The sequence below is a fragment of the Stenotrophomonas sp. TWI809 genome (genome assembly GCF_039673205.1).
Lineage (GTDB): Bacteria > Pseudomonadota > Gammaproteobacteria > Xanthomonadales > Xanthomonadaceae > Stenotrophomonas.
Genome location: NZ_JBDJLE010000001.1, coordinates 366,874 through 385,362, shown reverse-complemented (window position 1 = coordinate 385,362; position 18,489 = coordinate 366,874). Strand labels below are relative to the sequence as shown.

Sequence of the window (18,489 nt, the reverse complement as noted above, 5' to 3'; positions counted from 1 at the left end):
TTACAGCCGGCGCGGGAATCACCCCGCGACCTTGCCCCACACCTGGAACCCGGTCAGCCACAACCCGAGCATGCTGCCCAGGTTGGTCAGCATGAAGGTCAGCACCACGCGGGTCACCCGGTTGCGGTACCAGCCCTTGACGCTCTGCGCATCGTCGCGCAGCTTCAGGAAATCCTCGTAGGCCGGTTTGCGCAGGCGCGCTTCCACCAGGGCCGAGAACGCACCGGTCGGGATGCTCAGCCGGAACGGCTTGAACGGCGCGACCACGATCGCGGTCAGGATGCTCAGCGGGTGGCTGCCGGCCAACAGGCAGCCCAGACCGGCCAGACCGCCGGTGTACATCGCCCAGACCGCCAGCAGCTCACTGCCGACACCCAGGCCACCGCGATAGAAGCCCACGCCGATACCGGTCAGCACGATGGCCAGGATCGCCAGCGTGATCCACGGGATGTTGCGCTTCTTCGGCACGTCTTCCAGCGACTCGCGCAGCGGGCCCGGCGCGTCGGTGTCGGTTTCCAGGTACCTGGCCAGCCCGGCCAGATGACCGGCACCGACCACGGCCAGCACTTCGCGCTGGGCCGGATCGTGCACTTCGCGCAGGCGCGTGGCCATGTAGCGGTCGCGCTCGCCGATGATGGTTTCGTACAGGGCCGGGCTCTCGCTGGCGAACTCGCCGAAGCTGGCTTCGAGCATGTCGCCCTGCTTGAGCTTCTCGATCTCGTCTTCGCCGACTTCCTCGGACGCGAACAGGCCAGCGCCCAGGCCCATCACCAGCTTGATCTTGCCGAAGAAGCCCAGGCGCTGCGAGGCACGCCGGAACGTCAGGCCGACCTCGCGGTCGATCAGATGCACGGGCAGGTTGCGTTCGTTGGCCAGGGTGACCGCGCGCTTGAGCTCGGCACCCGGCTCGATCTCGAGCTGTTCGGCCAGGCGGCGCTGGTAGGCGGCCAAGGCCAGGTTGGCGGCGAACAGGGCGACGCGGCCCTTGCGGATCACCTCGACCAGGTCCAGCTTGGCCAGCGCATCCGGATCGGTCAGTGCCTGCAGGCGCTGGGCGTCCAGTTCGACCGCGACCGCATCGAAGCGGCCACTCTCGATCGCACGTTCCACCGCTTCCACGCTGGCCTGCGAGACGTGCGCGGTACCCAGCAGGGTGTAGCGCACGCCATCGCGTTCGACGATGCGGACGGGCTGGCCGGCGAACAACGTGTCGCCGGCGTCAATCAGGGTATCGGTCATTGCATCATTCATTCGAAGGGGCGCTGTCGGCACCATCGCCGAGCGCGCGCTGCATCTGGACGGTATCCAGCCAGCGGCCATGCTTGCGGCCGAGGCCGCGGAAAACGCCGACGGTATGGAAACCGAAACGCTCGTGCAGTTTGATGGAGGCGGTGTTGGTGGGCTCGCCGATGACGGCCACCATCTGCCGGTAACCGCGCGCGACGCAGGCATCGATCAGGCCCTGCATCAGCGCGGTGCCGACACCGCGGCCCTGGAACGCCGCGTCCACATAGACCGAGTTCTCCACGGTCCACTGATAGGCGATCCGGCCGCGGTAGGTATTGGCGTAGGCATAGCCGGCCACCTGGCCATCGACCTCGGCCACGAGGTACGGAAAGCCGCGGCCGACGATGTCCTGCATGCGGCGGTGCATTTCCGCCGCCTCCGGGATCTCGTACTCGTAGGTGTTGACGAAGTCGGTTACTTCCACCGCATAGATCGCGGTGATGGCCGCGATATCGGCATCGGTGGCATCGCGCAGGTGCACGGTCACGGTGGGGTGTCCTGGTCGGTCAGTCGATGTAGCGCTTGAGCAGATCGCCGTATGCATCGATGCGGCGATCACGCAGGAACGGCCAGATGCGGCGGACGTGTTCGCTGCGCTGCAGGTCCACATCGCAGACCAGCACGGTCGGCTCGCCACTGGCTTCAGCGATGAATTCACCCTGCGGGCCCAGCACGTGGCTGTTGCCCCAGAACTGGATGCCCGAAGCACCCATCGGCGAGGCTTCATGGCCGACGCGGTTGCAGCTCAGCACCGGCACGCCGTTGGCCACGGCATGGCCGCGGTGGCTCAGCACCCACGCATCACGCTGGCGGCCCTGTTCGTCGCGCTGGTCATCCGGGTCCCAGCCGATCGCGGTGGGGTAGAGCAGCAGCTCGGCACCGGCCAGCGCCATCAGGCGCGCCGCTTCCGGATACCACTGGTCCCAACAGACGAGCACGCCGAGGCGACCCACCGAGGTATCGATCGGGGTGAAGCCCAGATCGCCCGGGGTGAAGTAGAACTTCTCGTAGAAGCCCGGATCATCCGGGATGTGCATCTTGCGGTACTTGCCGAGCAGGGTGCCGTCTTTCTCGAAGACCACCGCGGTGTTGTGGTACAGCCCGGCAGCGCGACGCTCGAACAGCGACCCGACGATCACCACGCCATGCTTCCTGGCCAGCGCGCCCAGGCGCTCCGTGCTCGGGCCCGGGATCGGCTCGGCCAGATCGAATTCATCCACCGATTCGTGCTGGCAGAAGTACGCGCCGTTGTGCAGTTCCTGCAGCAGGATCAGCTTGGCACCCTGCGCGGCCGCTTCAGCCACGCGCGCTTCGATGACGGCCAGATTGGCCTCGGCATCGCCGTGGTTGCGCTCCTGGATCAGGGCGACGGAAAGGGTGTGGCGTGAGCTCATCCGGAGACGGTCCTGCAAGGGGAAAAACGCAGTTTATCGCGGATGGGTGCACGCAGCGTGCTGGCTGCTAAATGGGCAACACCCGCACCGGTAGTGCCGGCCGCTGGCCGGCTCTGCAGGATGACCGGAACAGCGGCGGACAGGCCACAACCATCGGTCGTGGGCTGTCGCTCTTCCGTCGGCTGCCGACCCGCCAAGGCGCTCACTGGTCGATCAGGCCAGCAATCCCGCCGGCAGCTGCATCGTGATGCAGTGCAGGCTGCCGTTCTGCCAGATCAGCGAACGGCACGGCACCGGCACGATCTCGCGGTCCGGATAGGCCTGGGCCAACACCGCACGCGCCGCTTCGTCGGCCGCATCGCCGTAGGCCGGCATCAGCACCGCGCCGTTGAGGATCAGGTAGTTCGCATACGAAGCCGCCAGGCGGCGGCCATCGTCGATCACCGGCTGCGCCCACGGCAGCGGGAACAGGCGGTACGGCTGGCCGTCGGTGGTACGCAGCGCCGCCAGCTCGGCACCCATCGCCTGCAGTTCGGCGTAGTGCGAATCGCCGGCGTCGTCGCAGGCCTGGTAGACGATGCTGTCGGTCGAGGCGAAGCGGGCCAGGGTATCGATGTGGGCGTCGGTATCGTCGCCTTCCAGATAGCCATGGTCCAGCCACAGCACGCGGTCCTGGGCCAGCCAGGTGGCCAGGTCGGCGCTGAGCGAGTCGCGGCTGCGGTCCGGATGACGCTCGTGCAGGCACTGCCAGGTGGTCAGCAGGGTGCCGGCGCCGTCGGTCTCGATGCCGCCGCCCTCCAGCGCGAACGGAATGCTCTGCAGCTCCGCGTTGTTGAACAGGCCCGCCGCGTGCAGGACGCCGACCAGCTGGTCATCCAGGCTGGCGTCGAACTTGCCGCCCCAGCCGGTGAAGCGGAAATCCAGCAGGCGGAAGCCACCATCGGCACGCGTGAGCGTGATCGGACCGGAGTCGCGCAGCCAGGTATCGTCGTACTGGGCAGTCACGAACCGCACGCGGTCCGTGTCGATCCGGTTCGAACGCAGGCGCGCATCGGCGTACGCCTCCAGGTCGTCGTCGGCAACGATGATCACCACCGGCTGGAAGCGGGTGATGGCCGCGACGAGCGCGATGTAGGTGTCCTCGACGTCACCCAGGCGGTCGGCCCAGTCGGTGTCGGCGTGGGGCCAGGCGATCAGGATGGCGGACTGGGATTCCCATTCGGCCGGAAAGCGGAGCGTGTCGTTCATGATCTCAGTGCGATGGCCCGCCGGCTGGCGGGCAAAGGGAAAGGGGTCAGCGGATCGGCGGTTTCGGACCGATCTCGTTGGCGTCGGCGCGGTTGGCGACCACGTCGATCACCTTCTGCTTTTCGAAGTACACGGTGAACTGCGGGTAGACCCAGCGGTTGATCGTGGGCCACTGGCGCTTCTGACCGCCGCGGGGTTCCAGGCGTTCGCCCGGGTCGCCGAACTGGGCCTGGACCTGCTGCATGCTCTGGCCGCGGACGGGCAGGGCGACGGCGGGCTTTTCACGGCTGCGGTCGATCAGCAGCGTGTCGGCGTGGGCGCTGGAAACGGCCAGTACGGCCAGTACGGCCAGTACGGCCAGTACGGCCAGTACGGCCAGCAACGGCAAGGTGGTCAGGTAACGCTTCATCTCGATCTACTCCCCAGTGGTCAAGAATGCGGAAGGTCTCACGACTGCAGGTCTCATGACCAACGGTCGTGAGCTACCTGGCGATTACACCAAAAATGGCAGCAAAAAGCCGCCCGGAGGCGGCTTTTTGTTCATCACCCGGTCCGGTGAGGGACCGATGGCGGCCGTGAGGCCAGCCGGCTCAGCGCTGGCGAGCCTTGAAGCGCGGGTTCGACTTGCAGATCACGAAGATCTTGCCGCGACGACGGACGACCTTGCAGTCGCGGTGACGGGTCTTGGCCGACTTCAGGGAAGACAGGACTTTCATTGCATACCTCGGCGTAAACGTTGGATTCGGTTGGAGCGCGGCCGCGATATGCAGATGACAATCGGCAGGTGACGCCCGTTCAAGCCCGCCATTCTACCGGCCTTTTTCCCATCCTTTCAAGTGGTTGGGCCAAAAAAGTCTCAGGGCGCCCCGGGCAGGGGCTAGAATGGGCGGTCACATCTACCGGGAAACCCATGAATCAGCTTCCATCCGTGCTCACCATCGACGGTCCTTCCGGGGCCGGCAAAGGCACTGTCAGCCGCATTGTCGCACGCCGCCTGGGCTGGCATTACCTGGATTCGGGCGCCCTGTACCGGGCGGTGGGCGTGGCCGCCAGCTGGGCTGATATCGATACCTCCGACGCTTCAGCGCTGGTGCGCTGCACCTTCGACACCCACGTGCGCTTCGTGGAATCGGCCGATGGCGGGCTGCGGGTGCTGGTCAACGAGACCGATGCCACCGACGAGCTGCGCCTGGAGACCACCGGCGCGCTGGCCTCGGCCATTGCCGCCATCCCGGAGGTCCGGGCGGCGCTGAAAGAGCGCCAGCGCGCATTCAGGATGGAGCCGGGGCTTGTCGCCGACGGACGGGACATGGGTACGGTCATCTTCCCGGACGCTCCATTCAAGGTGTTTTTGACCGCCAGCGCCGAGGAACGGGCCGAGCGGCGGCATAAGCAGTTGAAAGACAAGGGTGTTTCGGTTAACTTTGACGACCTCCTGCGCGAGATCATGGCCCGCGACGCCCGTGATGCACAGCGCACAGTGGCGCCCCTGAAGCCGGCAGACGATGCCGTCGTCATCGACACCAGTGGTATTGGCATCGACGCTGTCGTTGCCAAGGTATTGGATCTGCTTCCGGTTTCGGGTGCCTGATCCGTTGTAAAGGAGGGCCGTCAATCCATCGACGGTGTCGCACCATCGCAAGGCAACAAAAGCTCCGTCCCGCAATGATGCGTGGCGGTTTTCCTACTTAACACACGACCTGCCTTACCGGGGTCGACCAACAGGCGGGCAGTAAGCGGTTCCCTTCGGGGGCCAATGCCCATGTGTCCAACAGAGTAAATCTAATGACCGAATCATTTGCAGAGCTGTTCGAAGCCAGTCAGGCCAATCTGGCCAAGCTGAAGCCGGGCTCGATCGTCAGCGGTGTCGTTGTTGAAGTCCGCGGCGATGTCGTGGTGATCAACGCCGGCCTGAAGTCCGAAGGCATCGTGCCGATCGAACAGTTCCGTAACGACGCTGGCGAGATCGACGTTGCTGAAGGCGACGTCGTCAAGGTCGCCCTCGATTCCATCGAGAACGGCTTCGGTGAAACCGTTCTGTCGCGTGAGAAAGCCAAGCGCGCGATGGTGTGGGACGAGCTGGAAGAAGCGTTGGAAAAGAACGAAACCATCACCGGCCGCATCAGCGGCAAGGTCAAGGGTGGTTTCACCGTGGACATCAAGGATGTCCGCGCGTTCCTGCCCGGTTCGCTGGTGGATGTGCGCCCCGTGCGCGACCCGGCCTACCTGGAAGGCAAGGAGCTGGAATTCAAGCTCATCAAGCTGGACCGCAAGCGTAACAACGTCGTTGTGTCCCGTCGTGCAGTCGTCGAAAGCGAGCATTCGGAAGAGCGCGAGCAGCTGATGGACAAGCTGCAGGAAGGCGCGATCCTGAAGGGTGTCGTCAAGAACCTGACCGATTACGGCGCATTCGTGGACCTGGGCGGTATCGACGGCCTGCTGCACATCACCGACATGGCCTGGAAGCGCGTGCGCCATCCGTCCGAAGTCGTGAACGTCGGCGACGAGCTGGACGTGCGCGTGCTGAAGTTCGACCGCGAGCGCAACCGCGTTTCGCTGGGTCTGAAGCAGCTGGGTGAAGATCCGTGGGACAACATCGCCCGTCGTTACCCGGCCAACAGCCGCGTCTTCGGCAAGGTCTCCAACGTCACCGATTACGGCGCATTCGTCGAGATCGAGCCGGGCGTCGAAGGTCTGGTGCACGTCTCCGAAATGGATTGGACCAACAAGAACGTCAACCCGTCCAAGGTTGTGCAGGTCGGTGACGAAGTTGAAGTCATGGTCCTGGACGTCGACGAGGAGCGTCGCCGCATCTCGCTGGGCATGAAGCAGGTTGCCGCCAATCCGTGGGAAACCTTCGCTGCCATCCACAAGAAGGGCGACAAGGTGTCGGGCCAGATCAAGTCGATCACCGACTTCGGCATCTTCATCGGCCTGGACGGCGGTATCGATGGCCTGGTGCACCTGTCCGACATCAGCTGGAACACCACCGGCGAAGACGTGGTCCGCAACTACAAGAAGGGCGACAACCTGGACGCAGTGGTCCTGGCCGTCGATCCGGAGCGCGAGCGCATCAGCCTGGGCGTCAAGCAGCTGGAGCAGGATCCGTTCGGTCAGTACATGGCGGCCAACCCGAAGGGTTCCAAGGTCGAAGGCGTGGTCAAGGAAGTGGACGCCAAGGGCGCTACCATCGAACTGGCTGACGGCATCGAAGGCTACGTGGCCGCTCGCGACGTTGCGAACGAGCGCGTGGACGACGCGACCCAGTTCCTGAAGGTCGGCGACAAGGTGGAAGCCAAGTTCGTGGGCATGGATCGCAAGGGTCGTACCCTGCAGCTGTCGATCAAGGCCAAGGACGACGCGGAAATGCGAGAAGTGCTGGAGGAATACCAGTCCTCTTCGGCTTCCAGTGGCACCACCCAGCTCGGCGCGCTGCTGCGTGCACAGCTGAACGGCAACAAGTCCGAGTAATCGGTCTGTCGCTGTCGTAGTTTCCTGGGCGGCCCGGACATCAGTCCGGGCCGTTTCAGGGTCTGAGTTCCTCCCCAAGAGCCCGTAATGACCAAATCCGAGCTGATCGAAATCCTGGCGCGCCGACAGGCGCATTTGAAGTCGGACGATGTCGATCTGGCCGTGAAGTCGTTGCTGGAAATGATGGGTGGGGCGCTGGCCGGCGGGGATCGCATCGAGATCCGCGGGTTCGGCAGTTTTTCGTTGCACTACCGGCCCGCACGGCTGGGGCGCAATCCCAAGACCGGGGAATCGGTCGCGTTGCCGGGCAAGCATGTCCCGCACTTCAAGCCGGGCAAGGAACTGCGCGAGCGCGTCAGCGCCGTGGTACCGCTGGAAAGCGACCCCGCGTAGAGCGGACCGTTGGTCCGCTGCTTTTTTCGTTCCGGGCCTCTTTGTCCCGCTGCTCTATATTCCGCTACTCTTGAATCTCCCGGAACTGGAGCTGCTGCATGAACATCGTACGTCTGCTGATCCTGCTGGCGGTTCTGGTCGTGGGTCTCATCATCGGCGCCCTCAACTCGCAGCCGATCATCATCAGCCTGGGCTTTACCCAGATCAATTCCACCACCGGCGTGGCGATCATCATCGCCCTGTTGTCCGGTGCAATCATCGGCGGCGGCCTCGTGCTCGCCAGTGTGGTGATCCCGTTGTACGCCAAACTGCGCCGTGCGCAGAAGGCCGCGCCTGCCGTGGTCGTGGCACCCCCTTCTTCTTCTACATTCGACGGACGCTGAGCGCCGATGGAATTTGTCTCCGAGTGGTTCTGGTTCTTCCTGTTCCTGCCCCTGGCCGCGTTGTCGGGCTGGGTGATCGGGCGTCGCGGCGGTCAACGCCATGGCGACAACCAGGTCAGCCATCTGTCCAGCACGTACTTCCGCGGCCTGAACTATCTGCTCAACGAGCAGCCGGACAAGGCGATCGAGCTGTTCCTGCACATCGCCGAACTGGACAAGGAAACCTTCGAGACCCAGGTCGCGCTGGGCCATCTGTTCCGCCGCCGCGGTGAGGTTGATCGTGCGATCCGCCTGCACCAGGGCCTGGTCAACCGCGCGGACCTGAGTGATCAGCAGCGTGTCCAGGCACTGCTGGCGCTGGGCGAGGACTACATGAAGTCCGGCCTGCTTGATCGCGCCGAAACCGTGTTCACCGAGCTCGCCCAGATCGACCAGCGCGCACCGCAGGCGCTCAAGCACCTGATCGGCATCTACCAGGCCGAGCGCGACTGGGAAAAGGCGATCGACAACGCCAGCCGCTTCGAAGAGGTCACCGGCGAGCCGATGGGCAAGCTGATCGGACAGTTCGAATGCGAGCTGGCCGAGCGTTACCGTGGCGCTGGCAAGATCGAAGAGGCCCGCGCGGCCATCGCGCGCGCCTACCAGGCCGATGCGATGTCGGTGCGGGCCGGCATCATCGAAGGGCGCCTGGAGAACGATGCGGGCAATGCTGAAGCCGCCGTGCGTGCCTTCGAGCGGGCCGCCCGCAACGATCCGGAGTACCTGCCGGAAGTGCTGCAGGCGCTGATGCAGAACTACCGCAAGGTCGGCGACCTCGGTGGCGCGCGCGCGTTCCTCTCGGAGATGACCGAGCACTATCGCGGCATCGCCCCGGTGCTGGCCCTGACCCAGCTGATGGAAGAGCAGGAGGGTGTCGCTCCGGCGCGCGCCTACCTCGGCCGCCAGCTCAAGGATCGTCCGTCGGTGCGTGGCGAGTCGGCCCTGATCGACCTGACCCTGGCCGAGGGCGCGGATTCCACCGCGACCCTGCACGACCTCAAGCACATCACCGACCAGTTGCTGGTCCGCAATCCGGCGTACCGTTGCACCCGCTGTGGCTTTGGGGCGCGCACGCATCACTGGCAGTGCCCGAGCTGCAAGGAATGGGGCACCGTCAAGCCGCTGCTCAACTACGCGGTGCTCTGAACCATGATGGTCGCCTGGATGGCGGGGCTGCTGGCGGTGCTGGCGGTATCGGCGGGCCTCACCTGGGGCGCACGCGCCTATGCGCTGCGCCGCAATCTACTGGATGAGCCCGGCGAGCGCCGCAGCCACGGGGTGGCGACGCCACGCGGCGGCGGCATCGCGATCGTGCTGACCCTGCTGCTGGCCTGCGTGGTCGCCGCGGTGATCTGGCCCACGGCCGGACTCACCCTGGCGATATTCGCGCTGGGGCTGGTGCTGGTCGCGGGCATCGGTTGGTGGGACGACCATCGGCCGCTGCCGGCGGTGCGTCGCCTGTTGGTCCATGTCATCGCGGCCGCGCTGCTGGCTGGGTTGGTCTGGCACGCCAGTGGCAATCCCTGGCAGGCGCTGCTGGCGCTGTTGTTTGCCACTTCGTTGATCAACATCTGGAACTTCATGGATGGGATCAACGGGATAGCCACCACGCAGGCGATCCTGGCCGGTCTCGCGTTCGCCCTTGTCCTGCCGCCACCTTACGGGCTGGCCGGCGTGGTGTTGGGGCTGGCCTGCCTGGGCTTCCTGCCGTTCAACTACCCGAAGGCGCGCATCTTCATGGGTGACGTGGGCAGCGGGGCGCTGGGCTATGCGATCGCGGCGCTGGTCTGTCTGGTCAGCGTGCGCACCGATATCCACTGGCTGCTGTTGCTGGTGCCGCTTTCGGCCTTTCTTGTGGACGCAGGCTTCACATTGCTTTCGCGCATCCTGTCCGGACAGCGCTGGATGGAACCCCACACGCAGCATCTCTATCAGCGCGCGGTGAAAGGTGGTGCAAGCCACACTTTCGTCACCGGGATGTATCTTGTTTTTGGAATATTCAGTGCGGCAGTGTTTAATGCATGCACGAATTTGCAGCCGAGGTGGGAGGCTGCCGTGGCCATCGCGTGGTTGATCTTCGCGTCCGGCCTTTGGCTGCTCCTGCGCAAGGGAATGCGCAACTAGAAGGATTACGTTGTTTATGACGCCTTGGCAGGACCGACTTACCGGCTTGATGCCCCGCGCGGCCATCGTCGCCCACGACCTGTTCATGGTCTGGGCGTGCTGGCAGTTGCTGCACGCCGGACGCTACTCGATGCTGGTCGACGCGCCGGCGTTGCCGCTGTGGAACATCGACACCTCGCTGGTGCTGGTCATCCAGGCCGTGGTGTTCTGGCGGGTGGGCCTGTACCGCGGCCTGTGGCGCTTTGCCAGCGTCGCCGATCTGCTCAATATTTTCAAAGCCAGCTTCATCGGCCTGCTCGCCATCGTGGTGGCCTTGGCGTACAAGCGCTTTGAAGGCGTGCCGATGTCGGTGCTGGTCATCTACCCCTTCGCGCTGTCCGCGCTGCTGGGCGCGCCGCGCCTGCTGTACCGCGCATGGAAGGACTATCAGGCGCTGCAGTCCGACGTCACCGCGCGCCGTGTGCTGATCCTGGGTGCCGGCCAGGCGGCCGAGGCCCTGGTCCGCGACCTGCGCCGCTCGGGTGATTTCGAGCCGGTCGGCCTGCTCGACGACGCCCCTCACCTGCAGGGCGCCAAGCTGCAGGGCCTGCCGATCCTTGGCACCCTGGAAGATGCCCCGGCCGTGGTCCGCGAGACCGCCGCCAAGCTGCTGGTGATCGCCATTCCCTCGCTGGATGCCGTGGGCATGCAGCGGGTGGTGGCCATCTGCGAAAGCACCGGCGTGCCGTTCCGGATGGTGCCCAAGCTCAACGACATCCTGCTGGGTCATTCCTTGCCGGGTGAGCTCAAGGAAGTGGCGATCGAGGACCTGCTCGGCCGCAAGCCGATCCTGCCGGACTGGGCGCTGATCCGTGGCTGGCTGGGCGGGCGCACCGTGCTGGTCACCGGCGCGGGCGGTTCGATCGGTTCGGAGCTGTGCCGCCAGTGTGCACGCCACGGGGCAGGGCGCATCGTCCTGGTGGAGATGAGCGAGCTGCTCCTGCTCACCATCGAGGCCGAGCTGCAGCGCAGCTTCCCGGATCTGGTGGTGGAAGCGGTGCTGGGTGACTGCGGCGACCCCGCGGTGATCCGCCATGCGCTGTCGCTGTCACGGGTGGACTCGGTCTTCCATGCCGCCGCCTACAAGCAGGTGCCGGTGCTGGAGCGCCAGCTCCGCGAGGCGGTGCGCAACAACATCCTCTCCACCGAAACGGTGGCGCGTGCCTGCGTCGAAGCGCGCATCGAGCATTTCGTCTTCATCTCCACCGACAAGGCGGTCGATCCGGTCAACGCCCTGGGTGCCAGCAAGCGCTACGCGGAGATGATCTGCCAGAGCCTGGACCAGAAGACCAGCCACACCCGTTTCGTGACCGTGCGCTTCGGCAACGTGCTGGCCTCGGCCGGCAGCGTGGTGCCGGTGTTCCGCGAGCAGATTCTCAAGGGTGGCCCGGTCACCGTGACCGACCCGGAAGTCACCCGCTACTTCATGACCATTCCCGAGGCCTGTCAGCTGATCCTGCAGGCGGCCGCGTCGGCCTCGCATGGGGCGATCTATACGCTGGACATGGGCGAGCCGGTGCCGATCCGCGTGCTGGCCGAGCAGATGATCCGCCTGGCCGGCAAGCAGCCGTACAAGGACATCGCCATCGTCTATACGGGCCTGCGCCCGGGCGAGAAACTGCACGAAACGCTGTTCTATTCCGACGAAGATTATCGTCCGACCGCGCACCCGAAGATTCTCGAGGCCGGCGTACGCACGTTCGCGCGCGAACAGGTATTGGCCAATGTGCCGAAACTGCGCGAGGCGATTGCCAGCTACGATACTGATGCGATCAACAGCATTCTGTTTGCGACCATGCCGGAATTTTCTCCGCTGCAACAGGACGATCACGTCAGTTCTGCTAAAGTGCTCGCCTTTCCGGCGCGTGAGGCCACTAGGTTCTGATGAGCAAGCGTATTCGCAAGGCGGTATTTCCTGTCGCAGGGTTGGGAACGCGATTCCTTCCGGCTACCAAAACCGTTCCGAAGGAAATGCTGCCGATCATTGATCGGCCGTTGATCCAATATGCCGTGGATGAGGCGATCGAGGCGGGCTGTGACACGCTGATCTTCATCACCAACCGCTACAAGCATGCGGTCGCAGATTATTTCGACAAGGCCTACGAGCTGGAGCAGAAACTCGAGCGCGCCGGCAAGCAGGAGCAGCTCGAACTGGTTCGCCATGTGCTGCCCAATGGCGTGCGCGCCGTGTTCGTGACCCAGGCTGAAGCGCTGGGCCTGGGCCATGCGGTGCTGTGCGCCAAGGCGATTGTCGGTGACGAGCCGTTCGCCGTGCTGCTGCCGGACGATCTGATCTGGAACCGCGGCAACGGTGCGCTCAAGCAGATGGCCGACGCCAACGAAGCCACCGGCGCCAGCATCATCGCGGTCGAAGACGTACCGCATGACAAGACCGGCAGCTACGGCATCGTGGCCACAGAAGCCTTCGACGGCCGCCAGGGCAGGATCAGTGCCATCGTCGAAAAGCCCAAGCCCGAAGATGCCCCGAGCGACCTGGCCGTGGTCGGCCGTTACGTGCTCAGCCCGAAGATCTTCGAGCTGCTCGAAGCAACCGGGACCGGTGCAGGTGGCGAGATCCAGCTGACCGACGCGATCGCCGAGCTGCTCAAGACCGAACGTGTCGACGCGTTCCGCTTTGAAGGCCGTCGCTTCGACTGCGGCACCCATCTGGGCCTGGTCGAAGCCACGATCCGCTTTGCGCTCGACAACGAGAAGCTGGCCGGTCCGGCGCGCGAAGTGCTGCAGAAGATGCTGGCTGAAGGCTGAGGACGAGCTGCCGCCGCGCGATGCAGAGGCGGTAGTGCCGGCCGCTGGCCGGCTCTTCAAGCAGCTGTGGTAGTGCCGGCCGCTGGCCGGCTCCCGGCAGAACAGAAAAGGGCAGCCGCGAGGCTGCCCTTTTCGTTTCCGACCGTGCACCGACCAACGGTCGGTGCCTACCCGTTGCATTGGTGCCACCGGTTGGACCGGTGATACCCGTTGCATTGGTGCCACCGGTGGGGCCGGTTATCCGCCGGATCGGCGCCGACCCGTGGGCCGGCACCGATCAATGCCTTACAGCGATTCGAAGATACCCGCCGCGCCCATGCCGGTGCCGATGCACATGGTCACCATGCCGTACTTCTGCTGACGACGGCGCAGGCCGTGCAACAGGGTGGCGGTGCGGATCGCGCCGGTGGCGCCCAGCGGGTGGCCCAGGGCGATCGCGCCGCCCAGCGGGTTGACCTTGGACGGGTCCAGGCCGCAATCGCGGATCACCGCCAGCGACTGTGCGGCGAAGGCTTCGTTGAGCTCGATCCAGTCCAGCTGGTCCTGGGTCAGGCCGGCCTGCTTGAGCGCCTTGGGGATCGCGGCGATCGGGCCGATGCCCATCACTTCGGGGCGCACACCGGCGACCGAGAAGCTGACGAAGCGGGCCAGCGGGGTCAGGCCGTAGTCCTTGATCGCCTGCTCGGAGGCCAGCAGCACCGCACCGGCGCCATCGCTCATCTGCGAGGAGTTGCCGGCGGTGACCGTGCCGCCGAACTGGCCGTTGCGGAACACCGGGCGCAGCTTGGCCAGGCCTTCAGCGGAGGAATCCAGGCGCGGGCCTTCGTCGGTATCCACGATCGTGTCGCGGGTGATGATGCGGCGGCCGTCGGCCAGGTCCGGCTGGCGGGTGCGCACGTCGTACGGGCTGATCTCGTCCTTGAACTCGCCGTTCTGGATCGCGGCGATGGCCTTCTGGTGCGAGGCGAGGGCGAAGGCGTCCTGCTCCTCACGCGAGACCTTCCATTCTTCGGCGACCTTCTCGGCGGTGATGCCCATGCCGTAGGCGATGGCGACGTGGTCGTTGTCGAACACGCTCGGTGCCATGGCGATCTTGTTGCCCATCATCGGCACCATCGACATCGACTCGGTACCACCGGCCAGCATCAGGTCCGAATTGCCCAGACGGATCTGGTCGGCGGCCATGGCCACGGCCTGCAGGCCGGAGGAGCAGAAGCGGTTGACGGTCTGCGCGGCGATGGTGTCCGGCAGGCCGGCCAGCAGCACGCCGATGCGGGCCACGTTCATGCCCTGCTCGGCTTCCGGCATCGCGCAGCCGATGATCGCGTCATCGATGCGGTTGAGGTCGATGCCCGGCGCCTGTGCGACCACGGAGCGGAGCACATGGGCCAGCATGTCGTCGGGACGGGTATTGCGGAACACGCCCTTGGGCGCCTTGCCCACCGGGGTACGGGTGGCGGCGACGATGTAGGCGTCCTGGATTTGCTTGGTCATTGCAGTGATCTCTCTAAAAGGGTCAGTTGCGCAGCGGCTTGCCGGTCTTGAGCATGTGCGCGATGCGGGCCTGGGTCTTTTCCTGCTGGGCCAGTTCGACGAAGTGCTTGCGCTCCAGCGTCAGCAGCCACTCTTCGTCCACCAGCGTGCCGCGATCCACTTCGCCACCGCACAGCACGGTGGCGATGCGCACGGCGATCTCGTAGTCGTACGGGCTGATGAAGCGGCCTTCCAGCATGTTGACCAGCATCATCTTGAACGTGGCGATGCCGACGTCACCGGCGACCTGGATGCGGCGGGCCGGCATCGGCGGACGGTAGCCACCTTCGGCCAGCGCCAGCACTTCGGCCTTGGCGATGTGCAGCGTCTCGAAGCTGTTGAACACCACCTTGTCGGTCGCGCGCATCAGGCCCAGTTCCTTGGCGTTGACCGCCGAGTTGGAGACCTTGGCCATCGCGACGGTTTCGAAGGTCTTCTTCAGCTCGGCGAACACGTCACCGCCTGGACCGGCGGCCTGCGAGGCGCGCACGGCCAGTTCCTTCAGGCCACCACCGGCCGGCAGCAGACCCACGCCCGCTTCAACCAGACCGATGTAGCTTTCCAGCGCGGCCACGCTCTTGGCGCTGTGCATCTGGAACTCGCAGCCACCGCCCAAGGCCAGGCCGCGCACCGCGGTCACCACCGGCACCAGCGAATACTTGATCGCCTGGCTGGTGCGCTGGAAGTTGTGCACCATCTCTTCGAACTGGTCCACCTTGCCGGCCTGCAGCAGGCCGAGCGCACCGGACAGATCGGCGCCGGCGGAGAAGGGTTCCTTCTGCTGCCAGATCACCAGGCCCTTGTAGTCCTGCTCGGCGCGCTTGATCGCTTCCTGCAGGCCGTTGAGCACGTGGTCGGACACAGTGTTCATCTTGGTCTTGAAGCTGACCACCGCGATGCCGTCGCCGTCGTGCCACATGCGCACGCCGTCGTTCTCGAACACGGTTTCGCCCGGGCTGAAGGTCTCGCCCAGCAGCGGATCCGGGAAGCGCTGGCGCTGGTACACCGGCAGCGCCGAACGCGGCAGCTTGGCATTGCGCGATGGGCTGTAGCTGCCTTCGGCGGCGTGCACGCCGTCGCGGCCGTCGAACACCCAATCGGGCAGCGGTGCGCTGCTCATGCTCTTGCCGGCCACGATGTCATCGGCGATCCACTGCGCGACCTGCTTCCAGCCGGCAGCCTGCCAGGTTTCGAACGGGCCGAGCGACCAGCCGTAGCCCCAGCGGATGGCCAGATCGACGTCGCGCGCGGTTTCGGCGATGTCGGCCAGGTGGTAGGCGCTGTAGTGGAACAGGTCGCGGAAGGTCGCCCACAGGAACTGCGCCTGCGGGTGCTGGCTTTCGCGCAGCTTGGCGAACTTCTCGGCCGGGTTCTTGATCTTCAGGATCTCGACCACTTCCGGTGCGGCGGTGCGGTCGGCGGGGCGGTAGTCCTGCTTCTCCAGGTCCAGCACCACGATGTCCTTGCCGACCTTGCGGAAGATGCCGGCACCGGTCTTCTGGCCGAGCGCGCCCTTGGAAATCAGCGCGTCCAGCCACTTCGGCGACTTGAAGAATTCATGCCACGGATCGTTGGGCAGAGTGTCGCCCATGGTCTTGATCACGTGGGCCATGGTGTCCAGGCCGACCACGTCGGAGGTGCGGTAGGTGGCGGACTTCGGGCGGCCGACCAGCGGGCCGGTCAGGCCGTCCACTTCATCGAAGCCCAGTCCGAATTCCTGGGTATGGTGGATGGTGGACAGGATCGAGAATACGCCGATGCGGTTGCCGATGAAGTTCGGGGTGTCCTTGGCGTACACCACGCCCTTGCCCAGGGTGGTGACCAGGAACGCTTCCAGGCCTTCCAGCACCGAGGCATCGGTGGTGGTCGCCGGGATCAGCTCGGCCAGGTGCATGTAGCGCGGCGGGTTGAAGAAATGCACACCGCAGAAGCGGTGGCGCAGCTGTTCTGGCAGTACGTCGGCGAGCTTGTTGATGCCCAGGCCCGAGGTGTTGGAAGCCAGCACGGCGTGATCGGCCACGAACGGGGCGATCTTCTTGTACAGGTCCTGCTTCCAGTCCATCCGTTCGGCGATGGCCTCGATGATCAGGTCGCAGTCCTTCAACTGCTCCAGGCCGGTTTCGTAGTTGGCCGGCGTGATCGCCTCGGCGTAGGACTTGCTGGCGAGCGGGGCAGGGCTGAGCTTGCCCAGGTTGGCAATCGCCTTGAGCACGATGCCATCGGCCGGACCTTCCTTGGCGGGCAGGTCGAACAGCACCGTGTCGACGCCGGCGTTGGTCAGGTGGGCGGCGATCTGGGCACCCATGACGCCGGCACCCAGCACGGCGGCACGGCGGACTAGCAGGGAATTGGACATGTCGATAAGCCTTTGGTTGTCTGGAAGCCGGTCAACGCCCGGCTCTACGGGGTGGAAAGGGAGGTCGTCGAAGCGCTCGAGGCCCCGCTGGCGCGGAATCCGGCTTCGGCGAAATGAATCAGTTCCTGGGCGGCATGGGCACGATGCGCCGCTTCGGTGACACCGGCGGGTCGCTTGATCAGGCCGAAGTCGGCCATCGCGTAAGTCAGCGAGCCGGCGAGGAAATCCAGGCGCCAGTACAGCTCCTCCTTGCTCAGCTCCGGCACGCAGGCGGAGATCGCCTTGCCGAAGTCGCGCAGGACGTGGCCGTAATGGTCGGACAGGAACTTGCGCAGGTTGTCGTTCTTTTCGGCGTAGGCGCGGGCGATGACCCGCACGAACGCGCCGCCGGTCTGGCGGTCCTGGGCCATCGCCAGCGCCGGCTCGACGAAGGCGGCCAGCACCGGGCGCAGCGCGCCGGGGTGCTCACGGCGTGCAGCCTCCAGCTGGGCAAGGCGGGCCGAGGTCATCTCGTCCATGCGGCGGCGGAAGACCTCGTTGACGAGGTTCTCCTTGGAGCCGAAGTGGTAGTTGACCGCGGCGATGTTCACATCGGCCTGGCTGGTGACCTGGCGCAGCGAGGTGCCCGCGAACCCGTGCAGGGCGAACAGTTCTTCAGCGGCGCCGAGGATGCGGTCCTTGGTGGAGAAGTGGGCAGGTTTGGCCATGGGGCAGGGCAGTTCAATCAAACGATTGTTTGATATTAGACCTGCGGCTGCGGCATCGCATTGTGCGGCGCAGCAGAAATGGGCGTCCGTTCATCCGCCCGCTCGGTAGTGCCGGCCGCTGGCCGGCAACCCTTCATTCCCTGAACGGGGCGAGCGATCCCATGCGGTCCAAGCCTGCCACGCAAGGCGTGGCACTACCGGAGATGGGGAGGACACGTTAGAATTGGCGCACGTATATCAGGCTAAGCCCGCGTTTTGACGCGGGTTTTTTTCATGTTAACCTCGGGCCGATCAAGTGGCCCGCCCAACGGAGTATTCCCATGGCGCTGGAGCGCACCCTTTCCATCATCAAGCCGGACGCCGTCGCCAAGAACGTCATCGGCGAAATCTACGCCCGCTTTGAAAAGGCCGGCCTGAAGGTCGTCGCCGCCAAGTACAAGCAGCTGTCGCGCCGTGAAGCCGAAGGCTTCTACGCCGTGCACCGCGAGCGTCCGTTCTTCAACGCGCTGGTCGAGTTCATGATCTCCGGCCCGGTGATGATCCAGGCGCTGGAAGGCGAGAACGCCGTGCTGGCCCACCGCGACCTGCTGGGCGCCACCAACCCGAAGGAAGCCGCCGCAGGCACCATCCGCGCCGACTTCGCTGAATCCATCGATGCCAATGCCGCCCACGGCTCGGACTCGGTTGAGAATGCCGCGATCGAAATCGCCTACTTCTTCGCCGCGACTGAAGTCGTCTCGCGCTGAGAG

Annotated in this window: 18 protein-coding genes; 9 read left to right on the top strand and 9 right to left on the bottom strand. The window is 65.2% G+C overall.

The genetic code is table 11. The features are described from left to right. Nucleotides 1-18 precede the first annotated feature (18 nt). The 6 genes from ABE472_RS01725 to ykgO all read right to left on the bottom strand — a co-directional run bounded on the left by ABE472_RS01725 (nucleotide 19) and on the right by ykgO (nucleotide 4,645). The gene (locus ABE472_RS01725) at nucleotides 19-1,239 is read right to left on the bottom strand and encodes a TraB/GumN family protein (protein ID WP_123729051.1); all 1,221 of its coding nucleotides are present in this window, start codon (nucleotides 1,237-1,239) and stop codon (nucleotides 19-21) included. 4 nt (nucleotides 1,240-1,243) lie between these two features. Further along, nucleotides 1,244-1,774 (bottom strand): N-acetyltransferase family protein, encoded by a 531-nt coding sequence (locus tag ABE472_RS01720; RefSeq protein WP_313212341.1) that lies wholly within the window; start codon nucleotides 1,772-1,774, stop codon nucleotides 1,244-1,246. 19 nt (nucleotides 1,775-1,793) lie between these two features. Then, the gene (locus ABE472_RS01715; protein ID WP_346465219.1) at nucleotides 1,794-2,681 is read right to left on the bottom strand and encodes a carbon-nitrogen hydrolase; all 888 of its coding nucleotides are present in this window, start codon (nucleotides 2,679-2,681) and stop codon (nucleotides 1,794-1,796) included. 213 nt (nucleotides 2,682-2,894) lie between these two features. Further along, nucleotides 2,895-3,929: an agmatine deiminase family protein gene (locus ABE472_RS01710; protein ID WP_313218058.1), complete on the bottom strand. Its 1,035-nt coding sequence runs from the start codon at nucleotides 3,927-3,929 to the stop codon at nucleotides 2,895-2,897. Nucleotides 3,930-3,975: 46 nt separating this feature from the next. Then, nucleotides 3,976-4,338, bottom strand: a complete 363-nt coding sequence (locus ABE472_RS01705) for a hypothetical protein (protein ID WP_346465217.1) — start codon at nucleotides 4,336-4,338, stop codon at nucleotides 3,976-3,978. Nucleotides 4,339-4,519: 181 nt separating this feature from the next. Beyond that, nucleotides 4,520-4,645, bottom strand: coding sequence for a type B 50S ribosomal protein L36 (ykgO, locus tag ABE472_RS01700; protein ID WP_057628212.1), 126 nt, complete (start codon nucleotides 4,643-4,645; stop codon nucleotides 4,520-4,522). Nucleotides 4,646-4,839: 194 nt separating this feature from the next. On the opposite strand from ykgO, the gene cmk reads away from it, so the two are divergent. From cmk to galU, 8 genes are all read left to right on the top strand, one after another. Continuing rightward, the gene (gene cmk / locus ABE472_RS01695; RefSeq protein ID WP_046273768.1) at nucleotides 4,840-5,520 is read left to right on the top strand and encodes a (d)CMP kinase; all 681 of its coding nucleotides are present in this window, start codon (nucleotides 4,840-4,842) and stop codon (nucleotides 5,518-5,520) included. 194 nt (nucleotides 5,521-5,714) lie between these two features. Next, the gene (gene rpsA, locus ABE472_RS01690) at nucleotides 5,715-7,400 is read left to right on the top strand and encodes a 30S ribosomal protein S1 (RefSeq protein ID WP_121042136.1); all 1,686 of its coding nucleotides are present in this window, start codon (nucleotides 5,715-5,717) and stop codon (nucleotides 7,398-7,400) included. A gap of 87 nt (nucleotides 7,401-7,487) precedes the next feature. Next, on the top strand, nucleotides 7,488-7,793 hold the full coding sequence (locus ABE472_RS01685) for an integration host factor subunit beta (protein ID WP_019183098.1): 306 nt from the start codon (nucleotides 7,488-7,490) through the stop codon (nucleotides 7,791-7,793). Between the two features lie 98 nt (nucleotides 7,794-7,891). Continuing rightward, complete coding sequence (locus ABE472_RS01680; protein WP_313212332.1) at nucleotides 7,892-8,176, top strand: LapA family protein; 285 nt, start codon at nucleotides 7,892-7,894, stop codon at nucleotides 8,174-8,176. A 6-nt stretch (nucleotides 8,177-8,182) separates the two neighbouring features. Continuing rightward, nucleotides 8,183-9,361, top strand: coding sequence for a lipopolysaccharide assembly protein LapB (lapB, locus tag ABE472_RS01675; protein ID WP_121042140.1), 1,179 nt, complete (start codon nucleotides 8,183-8,185; stop codon nucleotides 9,359-9,361). Between the two features lie 3 nt (nucleotides 9,362-9,364). Next, on the top strand, nucleotides 9,365-10,339 hold the full coding sequence (locus ABE472_RS01670; RefSeq protein WP_346465215.1) for a glycosyltransferase family 4 protein: 975 nt from the start codon (nucleotides 9,365-9,367) through the stop codon (nucleotides 10,337-10,339). A 16-nt stretch (nucleotides 10,340-10,355) separates the two neighbouring features. After that, the gene (locus tag ABE472_RS01665; RefSeq protein ID WP_313212328.1) at nucleotides 10,356-12,263 is read left to right on the top strand and encodes a nucleoside-diphosphate sugar epimerase/dehydratase; all 1,908 of its coding nucleotides are present in this window, start codon (nucleotides 10,356-10,358) and stop codon (nucleotides 12,261-12,263) included. Next, nucleotides 12,263-13,144 (top strand): UTP--glucose-1-phosphate uridylyltransferase GalU, encoded by an 882-nt coding sequence (gene galU / locus ABE472_RS01660; protein ID WP_346465213.1) that lies wholly within the window; start codon nucleotides 12,263-12,265, stop codon nucleotides 13,142-13,144. The genes ABE472_RS01665 and galU overlap by 1 nt, the downstream gene beginning before the upstream one ends. A gap of 285 nt (nucleotides 13,145-13,429) precedes the next feature. Here galU and ABE472_RS01655 read toward each other — a convergent pair whose 3' ends face one another. From ABE472_RS01655 to ABE472_RS01645, 3 genes are read right to left on the bottom strand one after another with little or no spacing between them, the layout of a single operon-like run. Next, complete coding sequence (locus tag ABE472_RS01655) at nucleotides 13,430-14,638, bottom strand: acetyl-CoA C-acyltransferase (protein WP_141058424.1); 1,209 nt, start codon at nucleotides 14,636-14,638, stop codon at nucleotides 13,430-13,432. A 22-nt stretch (nucleotides 14,639-14,660) separates the two neighbouring features. After that, on the bottom strand, nucleotides 14,661-17,033 hold the full coding sequence (locus ABE472_RS01650; RefSeq protein WP_346465211.1) for a 3-hydroxyacyl-CoA dehydrogenase/enoyl-CoA hydratase family protein: 2,373 nt from the start codon (nucleotides 17,031-17,033) through the stop codon (nucleotides 14,661-14,663). Nucleotides 17,034-17,077: 44 nt separating this feature from the next. Continuing rightward, nucleotides 17,078-17,740, bottom strand: a complete 663-nt coding sequence (locus ABE472_RS01645; RefSeq protein ID WP_346465209.1) for a TetR family transcriptional regulator — start codon at nucleotides 17,738-17,740, stop codon at nucleotides 17,078-17,080. Nucleotides 17,741-18,060: 320 nt separating this feature from the next. Between ABE472_RS01645 and ndk the strand changes: the two genes are divergently transcribed. Next, a complete protein-coding gene (gene ndk / locus ABE472_RS01640; RefSeq protein WP_008265389.1) occupies nucleotides 18,061-18,486 on the top strand; it encodes a nucleoside-diphosphate kinase in 426 nt (141 codons plus the stop codon). The last annotated feature ends 3 nt before the right edge of the window (nucleotides 18,487-18,489 follow it).